Source organism: Flavobacterium sp. 245 (assembly GCF_004362055.1).
In the GTDB taxonomy this organism is placed as follows: domain Bacteria; phylum Bacteroidota; class Bacteroidia; order Flavobacteriales; family Flavobacteriaceae; genus Flavobacterium.
Genome location: NZ_SNXB01000001.1, coordinates 382,418 through 403,371, shown reverse-complemented (window position 1 = coordinate 403,371; position 20,954 = coordinate 382,418). Strand labels below are relative to the sequence as shown.

The following is a 20,954-nucleotide window of genomic DNA, read 5'->3' as shown; positions in this document are numbered from 1 at the left end:
AGGCTTTTTAATATTGCGAAAATTACTTAAAATTACAATTCTAAAGCACGTTTAGCATCGCCGTTCATCAATAATTCTACTGGATTTTCTAAAGCTTCTTTAACAGCAACCAAGAAACCAACAGACTCACGTCCGTCAATAATTCTGTGGTCATAAGAAAGAGCAACGTACATCATTGGGTGAATTTCAACTTTTCCGTTTACAGCAATCGGACGCTCAATAATATTGTGCATTCCTAAAATTCCTGATTGAGGAGGGTTGATGATTGGAGTACTTAACATACTTCCAAAAACTCCACCGTTAGTGATTGTGAAAGTTCCACCAGTCATATCATCAACTGTAATTTGACCATCACGAGCTCTTAAAGCTAATCTTTTGATTTCAGCTTCAATTCCACGGAAAGTTAAAAGTTCAGCATTACGAACTACAGGAACCATTAATCCTTTTGGTCCAGAAACTGCGATTGAGATATCAGCAAAATCGTAAGCGATTTTGTAATCACCGTCCATCATAGAGTTAACATCTGGATATAATTCTAGTGCTCTAGTAACCGCTTTTGTAAAGAATGACATGAAACCTAAACCTAAACCACCATGTTTAGCTTTAAAAGCATCTTTGTATTCATTACGAATTTGGTTGATTGGCGTCATGTTTACTTCGTTGAAAGTAGTAAGCATAGCAGTTTCATTTTTAGCTGAAACTAGTCTTTCTGCTACTTTACGACGTAACATTGATAATTTTGTACGCTCAGTTCCACGGCTTCCACCAGTTGGAGTTCCCATTGAAGGTACTGCATTTACAGCATCATCTTTAGTGATTCTTCCACCTTTTCCAGTTCCTGAAACTGTTGCTGGTGCTATGTTTTTTTCGTCTAATATTTTTCTTGCTGCAGGAGATGGAGTGCCGGCTGCATAACTTGTTGCTGCTGGTGCTGGAGCTGCTTTTGGAGCCTCAGCTTTTACTTCAGCTTTTGGAGCCTCAGCTTTTGGAGCTTCTGCTGCTGGTGCAGCTGGAGCACTTCCTGCTGGTTTTGCAGCATCTGTATCAATTAAACAAACTACAGCTCCTACTGCTACAGTATCACCTTCTTCAGCTTTTAGTGTAATTATACCGCTCATTTCAGCAGGCAATTCAAGAGTAGCTTTATCTGAATCAACTTCAGCAATAGCTTGATCTTTTTCTACATAATCTCCGTCTTTTACTAACCAAGTTGCAATTTCAACTTCTTTTATTGATTCCCCTGGTGATGGGACTTTCATTTCTAAAATCATCTTTGTTTTTGTTTAAGGTTTTTATGGTTTAAAGTTTCATGTTGTTAAACCTGAAACTTTAAACTTGAAACATTCTTTTTATCTGAATAAATTTTTATCGAATACCATTCTAATTGCATCTGCATGACGACGTTTTGCGCGTGTATAACTTCCAGATGCCGGAGCAGCATAAGCTTTTAATGATGCCAATCTCCATTTTACAAGATCAAAGTTCATTAACATAAAGCTGTAGGCTCCCATGTTTTTAGGTTCTTCTTGTGCCCAAACATAATCATCAGCATTTGGATATTGTGCGATAATTGCTTTTAATTGTTCAACTGGTAATGGGAACAATTGTTCGATACGAACAACTGCAACATCATTTCTTCCGTTGTTTTCTCTTTCTGCAACGATGTCATAGTAGAATTTACCAGTAACAAAAACTAACGTTTTTACACCTTTTTTATCTACTGTAGTATCGTCAATTGTTTCTTGGAAACTTCCGTTTGCTAATTCGTCAACTGTTGATACACATCTTGGATCACGCAATAAACTTTTTGGAGAAAAAACTACCAAAGGTTTACGGAAATTAGTTTTCATTTGTCTTCTCAACAAGTGGAAGAAGTTTGCTGGCGTTGTACAGTCAGCAACATACATATTTTGTCTTGCACAAAGTTGTAAGTAACGTTCCATTCTTGCAGAAGAGTGTTCAGCACCCTGTCCTTCATATCCGTGAGGTAATAATAAAACAATTCCGTTTTGGTTGTTCCATTTGTCTTCTCCACAAGAAATATATTGGTCAATCATAATTTGAGCTCCATTAGAGAAATCTCCAAATTGTGCTTCCCAGATTGTCAAGGCTTTCGGGTTTGCTAATGCATATCCGTAGTCAAAACCAAGAACTCCATATTCAGATAAAAGAGAGTTAAATACTCCGAATTTTCCTTTTTTATTTTCGATACCATTTAAAAGAATAACTTCTTCTTCAGAATCTTCCACTTTTACTACAGCATGACGGTGAGAGAAAGTTCCTCTTTCAACATCCTGACCTGAAATACGAACATCAAATCCTTCTGTTAAAAGTGAACCGTAAGCAAGTGCTTCTGCAGTTCCCCAATCAAGAGTATTATTGTCATATCCCGCTTTTCTATCCGTAACAATTTTACTTATTTTATTGATGAATTTCTTGTCTGACGGTAAAGTTGAGATGGTGTTGATGATAGAATCTAATCCTTTTTTATCATAAGTAGTATCTACTTTCTGAAGCATTTGTGTATCGGTTACCTGAACAAATCCTTCCCATTCGTTTTTCATGAATGGAGTAATGATCGTTAAATCTTTTTTACGAGAAGCTTCTAAATTTTCTTCTAAAGCAGATTTGTATTCTTTTTCTAAAGCATTAACATAAGATGCATCAATTACGCCGTCAGATAATAATTTCTCAGCGTAGATGTCTCTTGGGTTTTTATGTTTAGCAATGATTTTGTATAAAACCGGCTGTGTGAAACGAGGCTCATCACCTTCGTTATGACCGTATTTTCTGTATCCTAATAAATCGATAAATACGTCACGTCCAAATTGCATTCTGTAGTCTAATGCAAAAGATACTGCGTGTACAACAGCTTCAGCATCATCAGCATTTACGTGTAATACCGGAGATAATGTTACTTTAGCAACGTCTGTACAATAAGTTGATGAACGAGCGTCTAAATAGTTTGTAGTAAAACCAACTTGGTTGTTGATTACAATATGGATTGTTCCTCCAGTTTTGTAACCGTCAAGCTGCGCCATCTGAATGATTTCATATAAGATACCCTGTCCTGCAATTGCAGCATCTCCGTGAACGGCGATAGGTAATACTTTAGAGAAATCGTCAGCATAATATTTATCTTGTTTAGCTCTTGTGATTCCTTCAATTACAGCTCCAACGGTTTCTAAGTGCGAAGGGTTTGGTGCTAAATTGATATTGATGCTTTTTCCTGATCTTGTTTTTTTGTCGGCAGTAAGACCTAAGTGGTATTTTACGTCACCATCAAAATATTCCTGATCGTAATCTTTACCGTCAAACTCGCCAAAAATATCCTGAGTAGATTTTCCGAAGATGTTTGCCAAAACGTTCAAACGACCACGGTGTGCCATTCCCATTACGAATTGTTCAACACCTTTTTCAGCAGCTTGCTCGATCAAAGCATCTAAAGCTGGAATAATAGATTCTCCACCTTCTAGTGAAAAACGTTTTTGTCCAACATATTTAGTGTGTAAGAAGTTCTCGAAAGAAACAGCTTCGTTTAATTTATTTAAGATTGTTTTCTTTTCTTCTGTAGAGAAATTTGGCTGATTAACATTTACAGCTAATTTATCCTGAATCCATTTTACAACGCCAGGATTCCTGATGTACATATATTCAATTCCAATATGCTGGCAGTAAATGGCTTTAAGACGATTTACGATGTCTTGCAATGATGAAGGTGGAATTCCGATTGTCTGTGCTGCATCAAAAACAGTTGAAAGATCTGCTGCTGATAATCCGAAATTTTCAATATCTAAAGTTGGAGAAGACTGTCTACGGTCACGAACAGGGTTTGTTTTAGTAAACAAATGGCCGCGCGTACGGTATCCGTCAATTAATTTAAGAACATTGAATTCTTTCTTTAGTTTTTCAGAAATCTGACTGTAATCTGTGTTATCGCTAGTCACATACTCAACGATTGTCTGCACTGGATTTTCGTCATTATAAACGGTTTGTCCAAAGTCAAAACCTTGAAAGAAACTTCTCCAGCTAGGCTCAACGCTATCTGGGTTTACTAAATATTGATCATATAATTGTGCAAAAAACTCTGTATGCGCTGCATTTAAAAATGAAAACCTATCCATAATATTAGTGAATATACTTTTTGTTAAATAGAATCGCAAAAGTACAACAATCACATTTATTTAAATCTTTTTTTTACGTACTTTTACGTAAAAATTTGTTAAAAATAGACTCAACTATGAATAAAAATCAAATTTCAATCGTTTTCAAATCTTTTTTTGTGATTTTGACAGTCTTATTTTCCAACTCTGGAAACGCACAGCAAAATTATGTCATTGACAATAGCAATCATTTTTGGGATAAAGTTCAGTTTGGAGGCGGATTAGGATTAGGTTTCGGATCTGGTTATACTAATATTTCGGTTATGCCGAGTGCTATTTATAACATAAATCCAATAGTTTCAATGGGTGTTGGACTGCAGTTTGGCTATTTATATCAAAAAGACTACTATGAATCTTTTGTTTATGGAGGAAGTTTTATCACACTTGTAAACCCAATTCCGCAAGTTCAGTTATCTGCAGAATTAGAGCAGGTTCGTGTAGATACGGATTATGAAGAAAATTATTATCACCCAGGTTTTTCTGATGCTTATTGGAATACGGCCTTATATCTCGGAGCTGGTTACAGAACTGGAAATGTGACAATTGGTGCACGTTACGATGTTTTGTATGATCCTAATAAAAGTCTTTACGGATCTGGATTTATGCCTTTTGTGAGAGTTTATTTCTAAGTTGCTAAGGTTCTGAGGTGCTAAGATTCTAAGGTTTTTAAAACAAGAAAATTTGAGAAAATACATTTTCATAATTACAATAATTATATTTCTAAGTTGTAATCATTCTCAAAAGGGAGATAAGGCTGAAAATAAAAAAGTTGTAAAAAAAGAACTAAGACCTTTTTTTGATTCGGATAAAGTCGATCATTATTATTTGGATTTTTCCGAAGATGATTTTGCAAAAATCCTTATGAAGGAAAATAATACTAAAATGGAGGAGGAATTTTTTGATATTTATGTACATCATTTTCCTGACACTATTCTGCAAGAAAATTTTGATAAAATTCTATTAAAGCATAAATATAAAAAATCAGAATTAACTATTAAACAGCAAAAAGACATTCAAAATGTTTTTAGCGAAAAATATTCGTCACCAGATTCTTATGCTTCTTGTGCTGCAGAATATCGGGATGTTTTTATTTTTAAGAAGAAAGAAAAAACAGTTGGTATAGCAAAAATTTGTTTTAAATGTGGCCGTTTCCAGATTGTAGGAAGTAAATTAGATACGAATGGATTTGGACTTTGGTCTGAATTAGATAAGTTGAAAAGTATTATAAGACCAAACGAAAAACCTTAGTATCTCAGAATCTTAGAACCTTCTATTTAAAATTCTTTCGAAACCACACTTTCTGCCATTCTCTTTTTAAAATTAAAAAAGCAACTTGTTCAGCAAGAATTACTAAATCAGATCCATCTAATTTTTTGATTTCGATTTCAGAAACATCGATGATGTAAAGCAGATTCAAATATTCAGCAAATTTGTACTGAATCATTCTGTAGATTTTTTCGTGAAGCTGAATTTTTAATTCTTCTGGCGAAATGCTCAATGGAAAATCAATTCCTTCATTGGCCAAATTAAAATCTTTATTAATTTGTTCAATTAAACTTAAATATAAAGTCTCAGCCTGCGCTTGCTCTAAAAGTGATTCGGTGCTTACTGGTGCTACAAACATTTGATTTTATATTTAGATTGCTGATTTTAGATTTTTAATACTGAAAACTGATACTGAAAACTGAATACTAAACTTTTCTTCCCATTAAATTTTCTCCAAATGTTCTCAGAATATTTTTCTTTTCAGAATTAATATCCATTTTTTCTAAAGTTTCAAAAGCTTTAAAAGTGTACATTTCAATGGCTTCCTGAGTGGCTTTTGAAGCTCCAGATGTATTAAAAATTGCTTTCGCAGTTTCTATTTTTTCTAAATTGTCTTCTAATTGCAATCCAAATAATTGTTGCAATTCTGCTGCTTCTTCTTCAGAAGAAAATTCAATTGCTTTTAGATATAAATACGTTTTTTTGTTCTCAATAATGTCTCCTCCAACTTGTTTTCCAAAGGTTTCGGGGTCTCCAAATGCATCCAGATAATCATCTTGTAATTGAAAAGCCAAACCTAAATTTAATCCGAAATCATAAATTAAATCGGCTTCTTTTTCTGAAGTTTTGGCAACAATCGCGCCCATTTTCATTGCTGCTGCAACCAGAACGGCGGTTTTGTATTCAATCATTTTTAAATATTCAGGAATGGTAACATCGTTTCTTTCTTCAAAATCAACATCCCATTGCTGGCCTTCGCAAACCTCAAGTGCCGTTTTGCTGAATAATTTAGCCAAGTCTCTAAAAACAGAAGGTTCATATTGTTCAAAATATTGATAAGCCAAAATCAGCATCGCATCACCAGATAAAATTCCAGTATTGATGTTCCATTTTTCATGAACCGTTTCTTCCCCTCTTCGAAGTGGAGCATCATCCATAATATCATCATGAACCAGCGAAAAATTATGGAAAACTTCGACGGCCATTGCGGCTGGAAGCGCAACTTTATAATCGGTATCAAAAACTTCTGAAGCCATTAAAGTAAGTACCGGTCGCATTCTTTTTCCGCCCAGTCCTAAAATATATTCAATAGGCTCATAAAGATTTTTGGGTTCTTTTTGTATGCTTTGCGTTTTTAAGTAACTAATAAAAAAATCTTGGTACTGACTTATATTGTGCATAAAATGAAATTCTGATTTACGAGGCTCAAAGATACAATTCAATTATGAATAATTGCTTTGTAAATATGAAATGCTAAGAAACATTTAATGTTTGCTTTTAAGTGAAATCAAAATAATATGTCAAAAAAAATAAAAAAAACTTGGAAACTTTTTTGGTATTCTGAGTTTCCTGTCTATATTTGCACCCATAATTGGAAACTCAGGACACTAAAAAAGTTTCCTTAAGAATTTGAGCGCTATGTAAGCTCAGTTAAATCAGGTATTTATGAAGACAACTTGGACTTTAGATTCTACACAATCAGATGTTTTAATCAAAATGAGACATTCAATAATTGCTTATTTAGGAGGAACTACGAATAAATTTGGCGGTTATGTGAATATTGAAGACAATGAAATTGAAGATGCATCAGTAGAGTTTTCATTTGATATTAATAATAAAAATGAAAGCTTTCAGCAAATTGATACCAATCTGCAGCTTCAGGATTTTTTTGATGTCGATGAGCATCCTATTATTAGTTTTAAATCGACTTCTTTTCAAAAAGTGAATAATAATATTAATTTTTTTAAAGGTGATTTAACGATAAAAGATGTTACCAAAGTTGTAGAACTTGACGCAGAGTTTATTGGTGTTAACACGTATAACGGCGAGAAAAAAGTTGCTTTTGAAATTAAGGGAGATATCAAGCGCCAGGATTTTGGCCTGGATTATAATTCATTTAATCATAACGGAGGTTTGGCACTTGGAAGAGATATTAAACTTATTGCTAATTTAGAATTCAGCATATAAATCCTACACAATGAATATAATAATGTAAAATTATTACAAATATAACGGAAACTATTTTTATGGCTTCAGTTTTCTAATTATATTTATAATAACAATCTGAAAATCAAAATGAAAGAGAAAATCATATCAAAAGCGAGTGAGTTGTTTTTAAAACTCGGTTTTAAAAGTGTTACGATGGATGATATTGCAGGAGAAATGTGTATTTCGAAAAAAACGATTTACAAATATTTCTGTAATAAGGAAGTTTTAATTGAAGAGAGTACCTCAATGGTTCATAAACAGGTACATGAAGTTATTGATACGATTGTGGAAAAAAAATATAATGCAATTCATGAAAATTTTGAAATTAGAGAAATGTTTCGTGACATGTTTAAGAATGCCACAGATACTTCGCCTCTCTATCAGCTGAAAAAACATTACCCAGAAATTTATCAAAATGTAATGACGCATGAAATTGACCAATGCAATCATTATTTTAAAGATAATATTTTAAAAGGAATTCAAGAAGGTTTGTATCGAACTGATTTGAATATTGATCTCTACGTGAAATTTTATTACACTTTGATTTTTCATATTAATGAAACTACAGTTTCAGAAAGAGAAGCACAAAAAATAGAATTAGAAGCTTTGGAATATCATACCAGAGCAATGGCAACAGAAAAAGGAATACAAGAATTAGAGAAACAACTTAAAAAAATTACTGCTTAATCGTCAATCTATAATTTATGAAAAAAATAATTGTAATACTTTTGTGCACTATTGGGCTGTCGGCCAATGCACAAGTAACTTTAACCTTAAAAGATGCGCTTAATTATGCGCTTCAAAATAAAGCCGAAGCTAAAAAGGCAAAATTACAGGTTGAAAACAGCGAATACCAAATTCAGGAGATTCGTTCAAGAGCTTTGCCACAAATTCATGCAAATGGAAATTTAACTTATAATCCAATATTGCAGACAAGTGTTATTGATGGAGGATCTTTTGGTCAGCCGGGAACAAGTATTCAGGCAACTTTTGGTCAAAAATGGACATCAGGCGCAGGAATCAATTTGACTCAGGCTTTATTTGACCAATCAGTATTTACAGGTTTGAGAGCTGCAAAATCTACTCGTGAATTTTATCAAATCAACGATCAGTTAACAGAAGAACAAGTTATTGAAAGAGTTGCAAATAACTATTACTCTGTATACGTGCAGCGCGAAAGATTAAAATTACTTGACAGTACTTATTTCAATACTACAAAAGTTCATGATGTTGTAAAAGGTCAATTTGATAATGGTTTAGCTAAGAAAATTGATTTAGACCGTATTATTGTAAAACTGTCAAACATTGATACAGATCGTCAGCAAGTTAAAAATCAAATTGAATTACAAGAAAATTCTTTGAAGTTTTATATGGGTATGCCAATTGAAACTCAAATTGTAATTCCAAGAGAAGAATTTGAAGCGGTTCCAGCATCTTTAACTGAAGTTCCAAATGTAGAAAACAGAACAGAATATCTGCTTTTGAAAAAACAAGAAGAATTGTTAGTGTTTCAAAAGAAAGCAGTTATGGCCGAATATTACCCAAAACTTTCACTAAGTGCTGGATATAATTATATAGGTCAAGGTCCAGAATTTCCACTTTTTGCAAAACCATCTTCAGGCGTTTACTGGTCTGATTATTCAGGAATTGGATTGAATTTAAGTGTGCCAATATTTACTGGTTTTGGAACTCGTGCCAGAGTAAGACAGGCTGATGTAGATATCAGAACACTTCAGGAAGATATTAAAGACACTAAACTTTCTCTTGATCTGGATTATAGAAATGCAATGGCGCAAATCGATAATAACATGGTCACTATTAAAAATCAGCAAGAAAATATGCGTTTGGCTCGTGAAATTTTGAGCAATACAAAAAATAATTATCTGCAAGGTTTAGCATCATTAACCGATTTATTAGATGCTGAAAATGCACATCAAGAAGCTCAAAACAATTACACTAGAGCTGTTTTAAATTATAAAATTGCCGAAGTGGCATTAATCAAATCAAAAGGCGAACTAAAAACTCTTATTAAATAACTAATTACAATGAAGAAAACTATTATAACAATCGTAATCATAATCGCAGCTTTGGGTGTGATTGGATATGTTTTAAATAACAATAAGAAAGAAAATAAGGCTAAAACAGATATCGTAGCTGAGAAGAATGCTGCAGTTTCAGTTAAGGTTACTCCTGTAAAAACAGAAGTAGTTTCATTAGATTTCGTTGCTAACGGAAACTTTGCTCCAACTCAGGAATTGACTTTCTCTGCTGAAAAATCTGGAAAAGTAATTAGTGTTTTAGCTAAAGAAGGAGATTACGTAAGAGTAGGCCAGACTTTATTGACAATGAGAGGTGATATCATTAATGTAAATGCTCAACAAGCTCAGGCAGTCTATAATAATGCAAAATCTGATTATGCTAGATATGAAAATGCTTTTAAAACGGGCGGTGTTACAAAACAGCAATTAGATCAGGCAAAACTTGCTTTGACAAATGCTCAATCAAACTTAACTCAGGCAAATATTAATGTTGGTGATACAAAGGTTAAAGCACCAATCAACGGATTTATCAATAAAAAATATATCGAACCAGGTTCTATCTTAACAGGAATGCCTGCAACTGCTTTATTTGATATTGTAAATACTGCAAAATTAAAATTGACAGTTACAGTAAATGAAAATCAGGTTGCAAGCTTGAAATTACATGATAATATCAACGTAACAGCAAGTGTTTATCCTGATAAGACTTTCCCAGGAAAAATTACTTTTATCGCTGCAAAAGCAGATGCAAGTTTGAACTTCCCAGTTGAAATTGAAATTACAAATAATTCAAACAACGACTTAAAAGCAGGTATGTACGGAACAGCGAATTTTGCCTCTAAACAGCAAAAACAAAGCTTGACAGTTGTTCCTAGAAATGCATTTGTTGGAAGTGTAAGCAGTAACGAAATTTTTGTAGCTGAAAACGGAGTAGCTAAATTGAAAAAAGTAGTGGCTGGAAGAATTTTAGGAGATCAAGTAGAAATCATCAGCGGATTATCTGACGGAGAAAAGGTTATTACTACAGGTCAAATTAACTTGCAAGACGGTAATACAGTAGAAATTATTAAATAAGCTTTAAGCTATAGGCAATAAGCAGTAAGCTTTTTTAAAAAGCCTAAAGCCTAAAGTCTACAGCCTAAACAAAATATTAAATTAAACCTTAGCTTAAAGCCTAAAGCCTAAAGCCTATAGCATAAAAAAATATGAAATTAGCCGAAATATCCATAAAACGTCCGTCGCTGGTAATTGTATTGTTTACAATTCTGACTCTTGGTGGATTGTTCAGCTACAGCCAATTGGGCTACGAGCTGATCCCAAAATTTGAACAAAACGTTATTACCATTTCTACTGTTTATCCTGGAGCGTCTCCAAGTGAGGTAGAAAATACCGTAACCAAAAAAATAGAGGATGCGATTGCATCTTTAGAGAACGTAAAAAAGATTGACTCAAAGTCGTATGAAAGTTTGTCGATCGTTTCGATCACCCTGACATCAAATGCAAAAGTCGATTTTTCTTTGAACGATGCACAGCGAAAAATTAACGCCATCATTAGTGATTTGCCAGATGATGTAAAAACACCGGCATTAACGAAATTCTCGTTGAGTGATTTGCCAATTATGACACTTGGTGCCAATGGAAAAATGGACGAAGCTGCTTTTTACGACTTAATTGATAAAAAAGTAGCTCCAATTTTATCTCGTGTACAAGGTGTGGCGCAGGTAAACATTATTGGGGGTTCTGAGCGTGAAATTCAGGTAAATCTTGATGCGATTAAAATGCAAGGTTACGGACTTTCTATTCCTCAGGTACAGCAAAATATTTTGACTTCGAACTTGGATTTCCCAACTGGAAACATCCAAACTCGTAACCAGAAAATATTAATTCGTTTAGCGGGTAAATATAAAAGTGTTGAAGAATTAAGAAACTTAGTGGTTTCTTCTCAAAACGGAATTCAAATTCGTTTAAGTGATATTGCCGATGTTCAGGATACTCAAAAAATTGCTGAAAAAATCTCTCGTGTAGATCAAAAAAGTGCTATCGTTTTGCAAATCGTAAAACAATCTGATGCAAATGCGGTTGCCGTAAGTGAGCATTTATTAAAAACAATTGCAATTCTGGAAAAAGATTATAAAGTAAATGACTTAAAACTAGAAGTTGCAAAAGACAGTACAATCTTTACTCTTGAAGCGGCCGATTCTGTTGTTCATGATTTATTGATTGCGGTAATTCTGGTAGCATTTGTAATGTTGTTTTTCTTGCACAGTATTAGAAACTCATTAATTGTAATGGTTTCGATTCCTGCATCGTTAATTGCAACTTTCATCGGAATTTATTTGATGGGATATACTTTGAACTTAATGAGTTTACTTGGTTTATCTCTTGTTGTTGGTATTCTTGTGGATGACGCGATTGTGGTACTGGAGAATATTTACAGGCACATGGAAATGGGTAAAAGCCGAATTCGTGCCTCTTATGATGGAACAGCTGAAATTGGTGGAACTGTAACTTCTATTACATTAGTAATTGTTGTGGTATTCTTGCCAATCGCAATGAGTTCTGGTTTAGTATCTAATATTATTACACAATTTTGTGTTACGGTAATTATTTCGACTCTACTTTCACTTTTAGCTTCATTTACAATTATTCCTTGGTTGTCATCTCGTTTCGGGAAATTAGAGCATATTGAAGGAAAGAATTTATTTGGAAGAATCATTCTTGGTTTTGAAAGCTATTTAACACGTTTCACTGACTGGGTTTCTCATTTATTGACTTGGTGTTTAGATCATTATATTAAAACTATTTTAGTTGTTTTGGTGTTGTTCTTTGGTTCAACAATCGGATTAATGGGCGGAGGTTTCATTGGAGGAGAATTTTTTGCTTCTTCTGATAGTGGAGAGTTCTTAGTACAAATTGAAATGCCAAAAGATGCTTCGTTAGAACAAACCAACTTCATGACGCAAAAAGCCGAAGCTTATTTAAAAGCTCAGGAATATGTTCACAGTCAAATTACAACTGTAGGACAAACTTCTGAAGGTTTTGGAGCATCTCAAGCTACAGCTTACAAAGCAGAGATTGATGTAAAAATGATCGAGCAAAAAGACCGTACAGATGATGCGAATGTTTATGCAGCAAAAATTAAACGTAAACTTGAAAAAGTATTAGTTGGAGCAAAAGTAAAAACTGTTCCGGTTGGTATCTTGGGTACTGCTGAAGATGCAACTTTAGGATTAATCGTAACAGGTCCATCTACAGAAGCTGCTATGGCTTTTGCTAAACAGGCCGAAGCAGAATTACGCACAATTCCTGGAACAACAGAGATTAAATTAACAGTTGAAGATGGAAATCCTGAAATTAACGTAAAAGTAGATCGTGATAAAATGGCTGCTTTAGGCTTAACGCTTCAAACGGTTGGTTTAACAATGCAAACTGCATTTAGTGGAAATACAGACGGTAAATACAGAGCTGGAGAATATGAGTACGATATCAACATTAGATACAATGCATTTGACAGAAAAAGTATTACGGACGTAAGTAATTTGATTTTCATCAACAATGCAGGTCAGCAAATTAAACTGTCTCAATTTGCAGATATTACTGAAGGTTCTGGACCTAGCCAGTTAGAGCGTAGAGATAAATCGGCGTCGGTAACTGTAAAAGGACAAAACGTTGGGGTGCCATCTGGAACAATTGTACAGCAATGGCAAGTGAAATTAGATAAACTGAAAAAACCAGCTGGAGTAAACTACATTTGGGGTGGTGACCAAGAGAATCAATCTGAGGGATTTGGTACTTTAGGAATTGCCTTATTGGCCGCTATTATTTTGGTTTACCTTGTAATGGTGAGTTTGTATGACAGTTTTGCGCATCCATTCGTAGTATTATTTGCGATTCCACTTTCGTTTATTGGAGCGATGTTAGCACTGGCATTGACAAACAACTCGTTAAACATCTTTACCATTTTAGGTATCATTATGTTGATTGGTCTGGTGTGTAAGAATGCGATTATGCTTGTCGATTATACCAACCAAAGAAGAGCAGCAGGAGAATCAATTAGAACGGCGTTAATTCAAGCGAATCACGCTCGTTTACGTCCGATCTTGATGACAACAATTGCGATGGTATTTGGTATGTTCCCAATTGCATTAGCATCTGGAGCAGGAGCGGAGTGGAAAAACGGTTTGGCTTGGGTAATTATTGGGGGATTAATTTCTTCATTATTCTTAACCTTGATTGTGGTTCCTGTAATTTATAATATCATGGAGAAATTAATTCATAAATTCTCTAAAGGAGAAAAAATCGATTACGAAGCTGAAATGGTTGCCGATTATGAGCACACCGAATTAAGCGAAGACGGTTTTAATCCGAAACATACGCATTAATAGATTTAATTTTTGATTTGTAAATCCCAAATTCCAATTTTAAGGAATTTGGGATTTTTTTATTGTTAATTTAAAAATATGTTTATTTGCATCAACTTACTAAAATAACGATGCTACAAAAAGATAAATCTGCGGCGATTGGTTTTATTTTCATAACCATGTTAATTGACATTACCGGATGGGGAATTATTATTCCTGTAATTCCGAAATTAATTGAAGAACTAATTCACGGTGACATAAGTGAAGCTGCAAAAATTGGCGGCTGGCTGACTTTTGCATATGCAATAACTCAGTTTGTGTTTGCACCAGTTATTGGGAATTTGAGTGATAAATTCGGAAGAAGGCCCATTATCTTGATTTCTCTTTTCGGATTTTCATTAGATTATCTTCTGCTTGCTTTTTCACCAACAATTCTTTGGCTTTTTATTGGAAGAATTATTGCCGGGGTAACAGGAGCAAGTATCACAACAGCTTCTGCCTATATTGCTGATGTAAGTACAGCCGAAAATAGAGCAAAAAACTTTGGTTTGGTTGGAGCGGCTTTTGGTTTAGGATTTATTATCGGACCAGTTATTGGTGGTTTGTTAGGCCAATACGGATCTCGAGTTCCGTTTTATGCTGCAGCAGTTTTGTGTATGGTGAATTTCCTATATGGATTTTTCATTTTGCCTGAATCGCTTAAAAAAGAAAACCGCCGATCTTTTGACTGGAAACGCGCTAATCCAGTTGGAGCAATCTTAGGTTTAAAAAAGCATCCAGAATTAATTGGACTTATTTCAGCGATATTTCTTTTGTATGTGGGTTCGCATGCAGTTCAGAGTAATTGGAGTTTCTTCACCATTTATCAATTCAAATGGGATGAAAAAATGATCGGAATTTCTTTAGGAATAATTGGCCTCTTAGTGGGGATTGTTCAAGGCGGACTAGTTCGTTTTATTAATCCGAAAATAGGAAACGAAAAAAGTATTTATATTGGTTTAGGATTATACACCATCGGAATGTTATTGTTTGCTTTTGCAACAGAAAGCTGGATGATGTTTGTGTTTTTGATTCCATATTGTCTCGGCGGAATTGCCGGACCTGCTCTTCAGTCTGTAGTTGCCAGCAAAGTATCGCCAAGTGAGCAAGGAGAAATTCAAGGAACTTTGACAAGTTTAATGAGTGCATCTTCAATCATTGGTCCGCCAATGATGGCCAACACATTTTACTTTTTTACCCATAGCGATGCGCCATTTAAATTTGCCGGAGCACCATTTATTTTAGGCGGTTTTTTAATGCTATTGAGTACCGTTGTTGCTTATTTCTCATTGAAAAAACATTCGGTTCCAAAAGTAGAAATCAATCAGCAAGAAATTGAATAAAAATTGAAAAGCCTTCATTATCTAAAATGAAGGCTTTTTTTATAGTTTTTGAAAAGGATTATTTCTTAATGAATTTTATTGTTTTTTCTCTGCCTTCAGACGTTACTTTCAATAGATAAACACCGCTAGAAAGGTTTGATAAATCAATTTCAGAATAAAGATCATTTATTTTCTTGATGACAACAGATTTTCCAGATACATCAATAATTTCAACATTATCAATTACCAAATTGTTTTTAATCGTTAATATATCCTGCACAGGATTTGGATAAAACTGGAAAGCAGTCAAATTAAAATCGGGAGTTGCAAGAGAACCATTTACTTTAGCCGTTACAGCAAGACGTTCCTTGCTTTCAATTCCGTTAATAGTTTGCGAAGCATAATACGTAGTCCCATCGACTAAAACTGTTGTTAATGGCAGAGGAGTTTCAGCGGTTGATTTGCTTGTTTTTCCTGAAGGATTCGGTGTACTATACCATTTAATGTCTTGTCCATCGATGGTTAAATCTGCTAAAGTTTGTCCCGCTTTAAATTCTACTGTCAACTTACTTTGTCCATTTATTGTAGGAGCAATTGGATCAACAAGAACATCGCTTATTACAAAACATCCATTTGAATCAGAAGTTATAACACTGTAAGTTCCAGGTGTTAAATTAGAGAATGTATTGTTTGTTGAAAACTGATTCAAATTGGGAGATATTGCATATTTGTAAGCGCCACTTCCACCACTAGAATTTACAGTAACCGTTTGATTTACGACCGCAATGCTGGATACTAATACTGTAGGCTCAGCGATTGTAAGTGCGATAATAGTAGAACATTCGTTACTGTCTTTTACGGTTATAATATGACTGCCAGCATACAAATTAGAAAAAGTATTTCCGGATTGATAAGCGCTTCCATTAATTGAATAAAAGTACGGAGCTTTTCCTCCGGTAGCAGTTATTTGGATCACAGCATCATGGCTTCCATTACAGTGTATTGGAGAAGTAATAGCGGCAGTTGCTACCACCGGATTTACAGCAGTTAGAGCAGTAGAAAGCGTAAGGATGTCACCTCCGGCATCTTTGACTTTTATGGTGTAAGTTCCTGGTTGTAAATTTGAAGCTATATTAGACGAGCCGTAAGTAATTCCATTATTAAAAGAATATTGATGAGGGTATTTACCGCCTGCTGCATTTATGGTTATACTTCCTAAAGTTGTGCAAGTAGCAGGTGTTGTCATAAGAGTGCCGAAAAGAGTGGATGAAGTAATCGTTATTCCAGATTTACTTGCAACACATCCCTTTGCATCAGTTACTTCTATAGTATATTTTCCAACAGCTAAACCTTCAAAAACAGAAGAACTTTGAGGGCCAACTATTTTTGAACCATTTTCATATTTCAGTGAATAGAAATAAGGAGCTGTTCCTCCCGCTGCAGTAATTGTTATGTTTCCGTCGTTATTATTAACAGTTGTAGTATTTGAAGCAACATTATTCAAAGACAAAATTGTTGGCTGCGATATCGTAGCGCTAGTGGTAGCAATACATCCAAAAGCATCTTTTGCGCTGACAGTATAGGTTTGAGACGTTAGATTAGTAAAAATATTTGATGTAGTATATCCATTTCCTATTGAGTAGGTGTAAGGTGCATTTCCTCCTATAGCAGTAACAGTAATTGAAGCATTGCTTAAGCAATCGATACCTTTAGTAACAACTGCTGTGACTGCTAAAAGGTCAATAGGTTTTATAACAGCAGTAGCCGATGCTGTAGTATTCTGAGCGTCTTTAACAATTATCGCATAACTTCCAGGAAATAAACTAGTAAATAGATTTGAAGAAGTATAGGTGTTTCCGTTATCAATAGAGTATTGATACGGGGCAATTCCTCCAAGTGCAATGATATTTAGTTTTCCTGTCGTGCTATCGCAGGTTAAAGGCGTTATTTCAAAATTTGCAGTAAGCGAAGTTGGTTCATAAATGATTATATCAGAATGTGTTGCTGTACAGCCTTTATAGTCTCTGATGTACACGGTATAAGTACCTTTTTTTAAATAGGAAAAAACATTATTTGACTGAAAGGTGATACCATCCAAAGAATATTCATACGAACGGCCTTGACCAAGTGCTTTTACAGTTATAGTTTGGTTTTCGACAATTACTTTTGAGATAATTGGATCTGGTTCTTCAATTGTAAAATTCTGTGTTGCTGAAGTACATCCATTCGCATCTTTGATTGAAAAAGTATAGGTTCCCGGCTCTAACTTTTCATACAAATCATCATGTACTACAAAAGGACCGCCATTAAATGAATAGGTATAAGGTGCTTGTCCTCCTGATGCTGCAATGGTTATGCCACCGCGGTCCAGATCAGATGTAGAGCAAACTCCTTTATAGGTATTATAGTAAAATGAAGGAGCTATTTGATCCTCTATTGTGGCTGTCAAGACTGTTGTGTTGTTATCGGCATCACGTACTTTCATCGTATAAGACCCTGCTGTTAATTTGAATACATTCGAAACGGAATAAGTAATTCCGTTATCTGCAGAATATTGATAAGGCACAGTCCCTCCAAAAGCTGTAACAGTTAATGTTGCAAAAGGATTGTTACATGTTATTTGCGTGATAGCAAAAGTTGCTGAAAGATTATTGATTTTATTAATAATCGAAATATCAGTTTTTGAGGCAATACATCCATTTGCATCTTTCACTTGAACACCATACAATCTCGCTTGTAAGCCGTCAAAAATATTTGAGGATTGAAAAATGGTAATTGGTATTCCGTTAGAATTTGTCAAAGCGTAGGTATAAGGAGAAACTCCACCAGTTGCAGTAACCGTTATTTTCCCATTATTATCATTGATAGTAGTTGAGTTTGCTGCACTTGCTGTTAAGGTTATAGCATTTGGCTGTTGTATTGAAATATAATTGGAACTTATACATCCGTTTGCATCTTTTACTGTCACATCATAATTACCTGCCACTAAATTCGTAAAAACATTCGATGCAGTGTAATTGCCTCCAATTGAATATATATAAGGTGCTTTTCCGCCTTGCGCTTGTACGTTTATCATTCCGTCGTTGGCCTGATAACAGCTTACATTTGTTATTGATAAAGAAATTGTAGGAAAGCTTAAAGGCGAAACCGTAATATTATTTGAAGTAGCTAAATCGTTATTGGCATCTTTGACAACAATCGAATAAGTTCCTGCAGCTACATTACTAAAAACATTAGTAGCTTGAAATATAGTTCCTCCATTTATCGAATAAGAATACGGAGCAGTTCCTCCAGAAGCATTGACAGCTATTACAGCATTGCTCGTGCAGTCTGCTTCTTTAGTAAGTACCGCTGAAGCTATTAATTGATTTACATTTTCAATAGTAACTACAAACCTGAAAGATTGACAGCCTTTTGAATCTTTTATATAAACTTGGTGATTACCAGGGCTCAAATTTGTAAAAATATTATTGGTCTGAAAAGCACTTCCATCTACAGAATATTGGTAAGGCGCAGTTCCAGCTTGTCCATTAATAGTCAAAGTTTGCTTGTCGATTAAAAAGTCGGCATAAATAGGTATTAACGCACTTACCGTTATCGATTCTGTATATAATTTATCGTCGTTATCTTTTACTGTAACGGTATAAGTTCCAGCAACTAGATTAGTAAAAATATTGCTAGCCTGAAATGTTGTTCCGCCATTTATAGAATAAACGTAAGGAGTAAATCCGCCGGTTGCAGTAACAGTAATTTCAGCATTGCTTGTACATTCTAATGGTTTTGTAATTGTAATAGCCGCCGTAATAGGACTCGCTATCTCAGCCGAAAAACTTCCAGGTTCACAATTATTAGAATCTTTTACTCTTACATTGTGTAATCCCACATTAACATTTGTAAAAATATTATTGGCTTGAAAACTGCCATTGTCAATAGCATATTGATAAGATCCGGTTCCTCCCGTCACGTCGAGAATTGATATTGTATTTCCGTCAATTACCATTTCTGCATTTACAGCTGATGGTTCCGTGATTGTATACGGAAGCGTACCTGTACAGCCTGTAGCATCGATTACTTTAATTATATAATTCCCTGCTTTAAGATTGGTAAAAACATTGCCACTTGTATATGAATCATTATTTATTGAATATTGATAAGGTGCTTGTCCTCCTGCAACCGCAATTGTCAAAGTTGTCTTTTCGCCCCAGCATGATATCGGTGTGTTTGCCGCAGTTGCCGTTAATGGAGGCAATGGAGGCTGTACTGTATTAAATAACGGAGGTGAAACACATCCTTTACTATCTTTAATTAGAAAATTGTAATTGCCCGGCGTCAAATTGTAAAAAATATTGCTAGTAGTAAAAGTTTGACCATTATCCATAGAATAGAAGTACGGCGCCTGACCAGAAGTTGCATGAACAAGAATTGATGCATTGCTGCAGCCTGTAGCATTAGTAACAAGTGCAACACCAGTTACATTAACGAGCGGTGCGATAGTCAGTGTTGTTGGGTTTGAAACTGAATTTAAGGCATCCTTTACCTTTATAGAGTAGGTACCCGCACTTAAATTATTGAAAACATTGAGTGTTTGATAGTTAAATCCATTGTCAATTGAATACGTATAAGGTGCTTGGCCACCTATAGCATTTGCCGTTATTATTCCATTATTGCCATTGCCTGAACAATCTAGTTCTTTGCTAACAAACGCAGTTACAAGTAAAAAAGGAGCGACAGTTGCATTTATTGTTGTGCCACATCCTTCACCATCGCGTACTCTTACATTATAATTTCCGGGAGTTACATTTGTAAAAGTATTACTAGATTGATAATTTATTCCATCAAATGAGTATTGATAAGGCGGTGTTCCTCCAGTAGCTGTAACAATTATTACGTTTTGGTTCACAATTGAATGAGTTGCCACTATAGCTGTAGGTTCAGGAACAACATAAGTAAGTTTAGCATTTTGACAAATAACATTTTGACTTTTTACTTCTATAGAATATGTTCCAGCAGGTAAATTGTTGTAATAATCATTTGTTGTAAAAGCACTTCCATTTACAGAATAGAGATAAGGCGCATTTCCTCCAGAAGAACTAAGACTCAAAGCTGTAGTTTCACCTTTGCATAATATTGGTTTATGTGATGCACTAACAGTAATCGACTGAAACGTAGTCAGATTAAAATAATTGGACGAAATGATACCATTATTATCAATTCTGCCATAAATTTTTGAAGTGCCAACAGTGCCACTATAAGCTGTTGGATTTGCAATTACATTTGTATTATTTAATGCGTCATTCTCATTTAAAAAGTAGCTTACAGTAGTTTCAGCGGGATTTAAATTGCCAATAAAGTCGGCGTTAAGAGAAGTCAGATCAAAAGGTATTCCCTCGCAGATAGTTATATTGGTAACTTGTGCATAAAATAGGTTGGATAATAATAAAAGAAAACAAAGTAGAGTTTTTTTCATACTAATAGATTTGTTAAAATAGCCTAACAAATATAGTAGAATAAATATTGTTAAAATTGCGGTTTCCCGTAAAAGAGTTAATAATAATT

At 34.5% G+C, this 20,954-nt stretch carries 13 protein-coding genes; 8 read left to right on the top strand and 5 right to left on the bottom strand.

The window, feature by feature from the left end:
* Positions 1 to 32: 32 nt before the first annotated feature.
* Both odhB and EV145_RS01675 read right to left on the bottom strand, forming a co-directional pair.
* Positions 33 to 1,271 (bottom strand): 2-oxoglutarate dehydrogenase complex dihydrolipoyllysine-residue succinyltransferase, encoded by a 1,239-nt coding sequence (gene odhB / locus EV145_RS01680; RefSeq protein ID WP_133523505.1) that lies wholly within the window; start codon positions 1,269 to 1,271, stop codon positions 33 to 35.
* 78 nt (positions 1,272 to 1,349) lie between these two features.
* Positions 1,350 to 4,124 (bottom strand): 2-oxoglutarate dehydrogenase E1 component, encoded by a 2,775-nt coding sequence (locus tag EV145_RS01675; protein ID WP_133523504.1) that lies wholly within the window; start codon positions 4,122 to 4,124, stop codon positions 1,350 to 1,352.
* A gap of 116 nt (positions 4,125 to 4,240) precedes the next feature.
* On the opposite strand from EV145_RS01675, the gene EV145_RS01670 reads away from it, so the two are divergent.
* Positions 4,241 to 4,792, top strand: coding sequence for a hypothetical protein (locus EV145_RS01670; RefSeq protein ID WP_133523503.1), 552 nt, complete (start codon positions 4,241 to 4,243; stop codon positions 4,790 to 4,792).
* 52 nt (positions 4,793 to 4,844) lie between these two features.
* Positions 4,845 to 5,411, top strand: coding sequence for a hypothetical protein (locus tag EV145_RS01665; protein WP_133523502.1), 567 nt, complete (start codon positions 4,845 to 4,847; stop codon positions 5,409 to 5,411).
* 22 nt (positions 5,412 to 5,433) lie between these two features.
* Here the strand turns inward: EV145_RS01665 and EV145_RS01660 are convergent, their stop codons facing one another.
* Both EV145_RS01660 and EV145_RS01655 read right to left on the bottom strand, forming a co-directional pair.
* Positions 5,434 to 5,787, bottom strand: coding sequence for a hypothetical protein (locus EV145_RS01660; RefSeq protein WP_133523501.1), 354 nt, complete (start codon positions 5,785 to 5,787; stop codon positions 5,434 to 5,436).
* A 67-nt stretch (positions 5,788 to 5,854) separates the two neighbouring features.
* Entirely contained in the window at positions 5,855 to 6,829 is a 975-nt protein-coding gene (locus tag EV145_RS01655) for a polyprenyl synthetase family protein (protein ID WP_133523500.1), read from the bottom strand.
* 265 nt (positions 6,830 to 7,094) lie between these two features.
* Here EV145_RS01655 and EV145_RS01650 point away from each other — a divergent pair, with 265 nt between their 5' ends.
* From EV145_RS01650 to EV145_RS01625, 6 genes are all read left to right on the top strand, one after another.
* The gene (locus tag EV145_RS01650) at positions 7,095 to 7,616 is read left to right on the top strand and encodes a YceI family protein (protein WP_133523499.1); all 522 of its coding nucleotides are present in this window, start codon (positions 7,095 to 7,097) and stop codon (positions 7,614 to 7,616) included.
* A gap of 108 nt (positions 7,617 to 7,724) precedes the next feature.
* Complete coding sequence (locus tag EV145_RS01645; protein ID WP_133523498.1) at positions 7,725 to 8,324, top strand: TetR/AcrR family transcriptional regulator; 600 nt, start codon at positions 7,725 to 7,727, stop codon at positions 8,322 to 8,324.
* 17 nt (positions 8,325 to 8,341) lie between these two features.
* Entirely contained in the window at positions 8,342 to 9,673 is a 1,332-nt protein-coding gene (locus EV145_RS01640) for a TolC family protein (protein WP_133523497.1), read from the top strand.
* 9 nt (positions 9,674 to 9,682) lie between these two features.
* Positions 9,683 to 10,750, top strand: coding sequence for an efflux RND transporter periplasmic adaptor subunit (locus EV145_RS01635; protein WP_133523496.1), 1,068 nt, complete (start codon positions 9,683 to 9,685; stop codon positions 10,748 to 10,750).
* A gap of 131 nt (positions 10,751 to 10,881) precedes the next feature.
* Positions 10,882 to 14,058: an efflux RND transporter permease subunit gene (locus tag EV145_RS01630; protein ID WP_133523495.1), complete on the top strand. Its 3,177-nt coding sequence runs from the start codon at positions 10,882 to 10,884 to the stop codon at positions 14,056 to 14,058.
* Positions 14,059 to 14,168: 110 nt separating this feature from the next.
* Positions 14,169 to 15,419, top strand: coding sequence for a TCR/Tet family MFS transporter (locus EV145_RS01625; RefSeq protein ID WP_133523494.1), 1,251 nt, complete (start codon positions 14,169 to 14,171; stop codon positions 15,417 to 15,419).
* Positions 15,420 to 15,477: 58 nt separating this feature from the next.
* Here EV145_RS01625 and EV145_RS01620 read toward each other — a convergent pair whose 3' ends face one another.
* A complete protein-coding gene (locus tag EV145_RS01620) occupies positions 15,478 to 20,865 on the bottom strand; it encodes a T9SS type A sorting domain-containing protein (RefSeq protein ID WP_133523493.1) in 5,388 nt (1,795 codons plus the stop codon).
* Positions 20,866 to 20,954 lie beyond the last annotated feature (89 nt).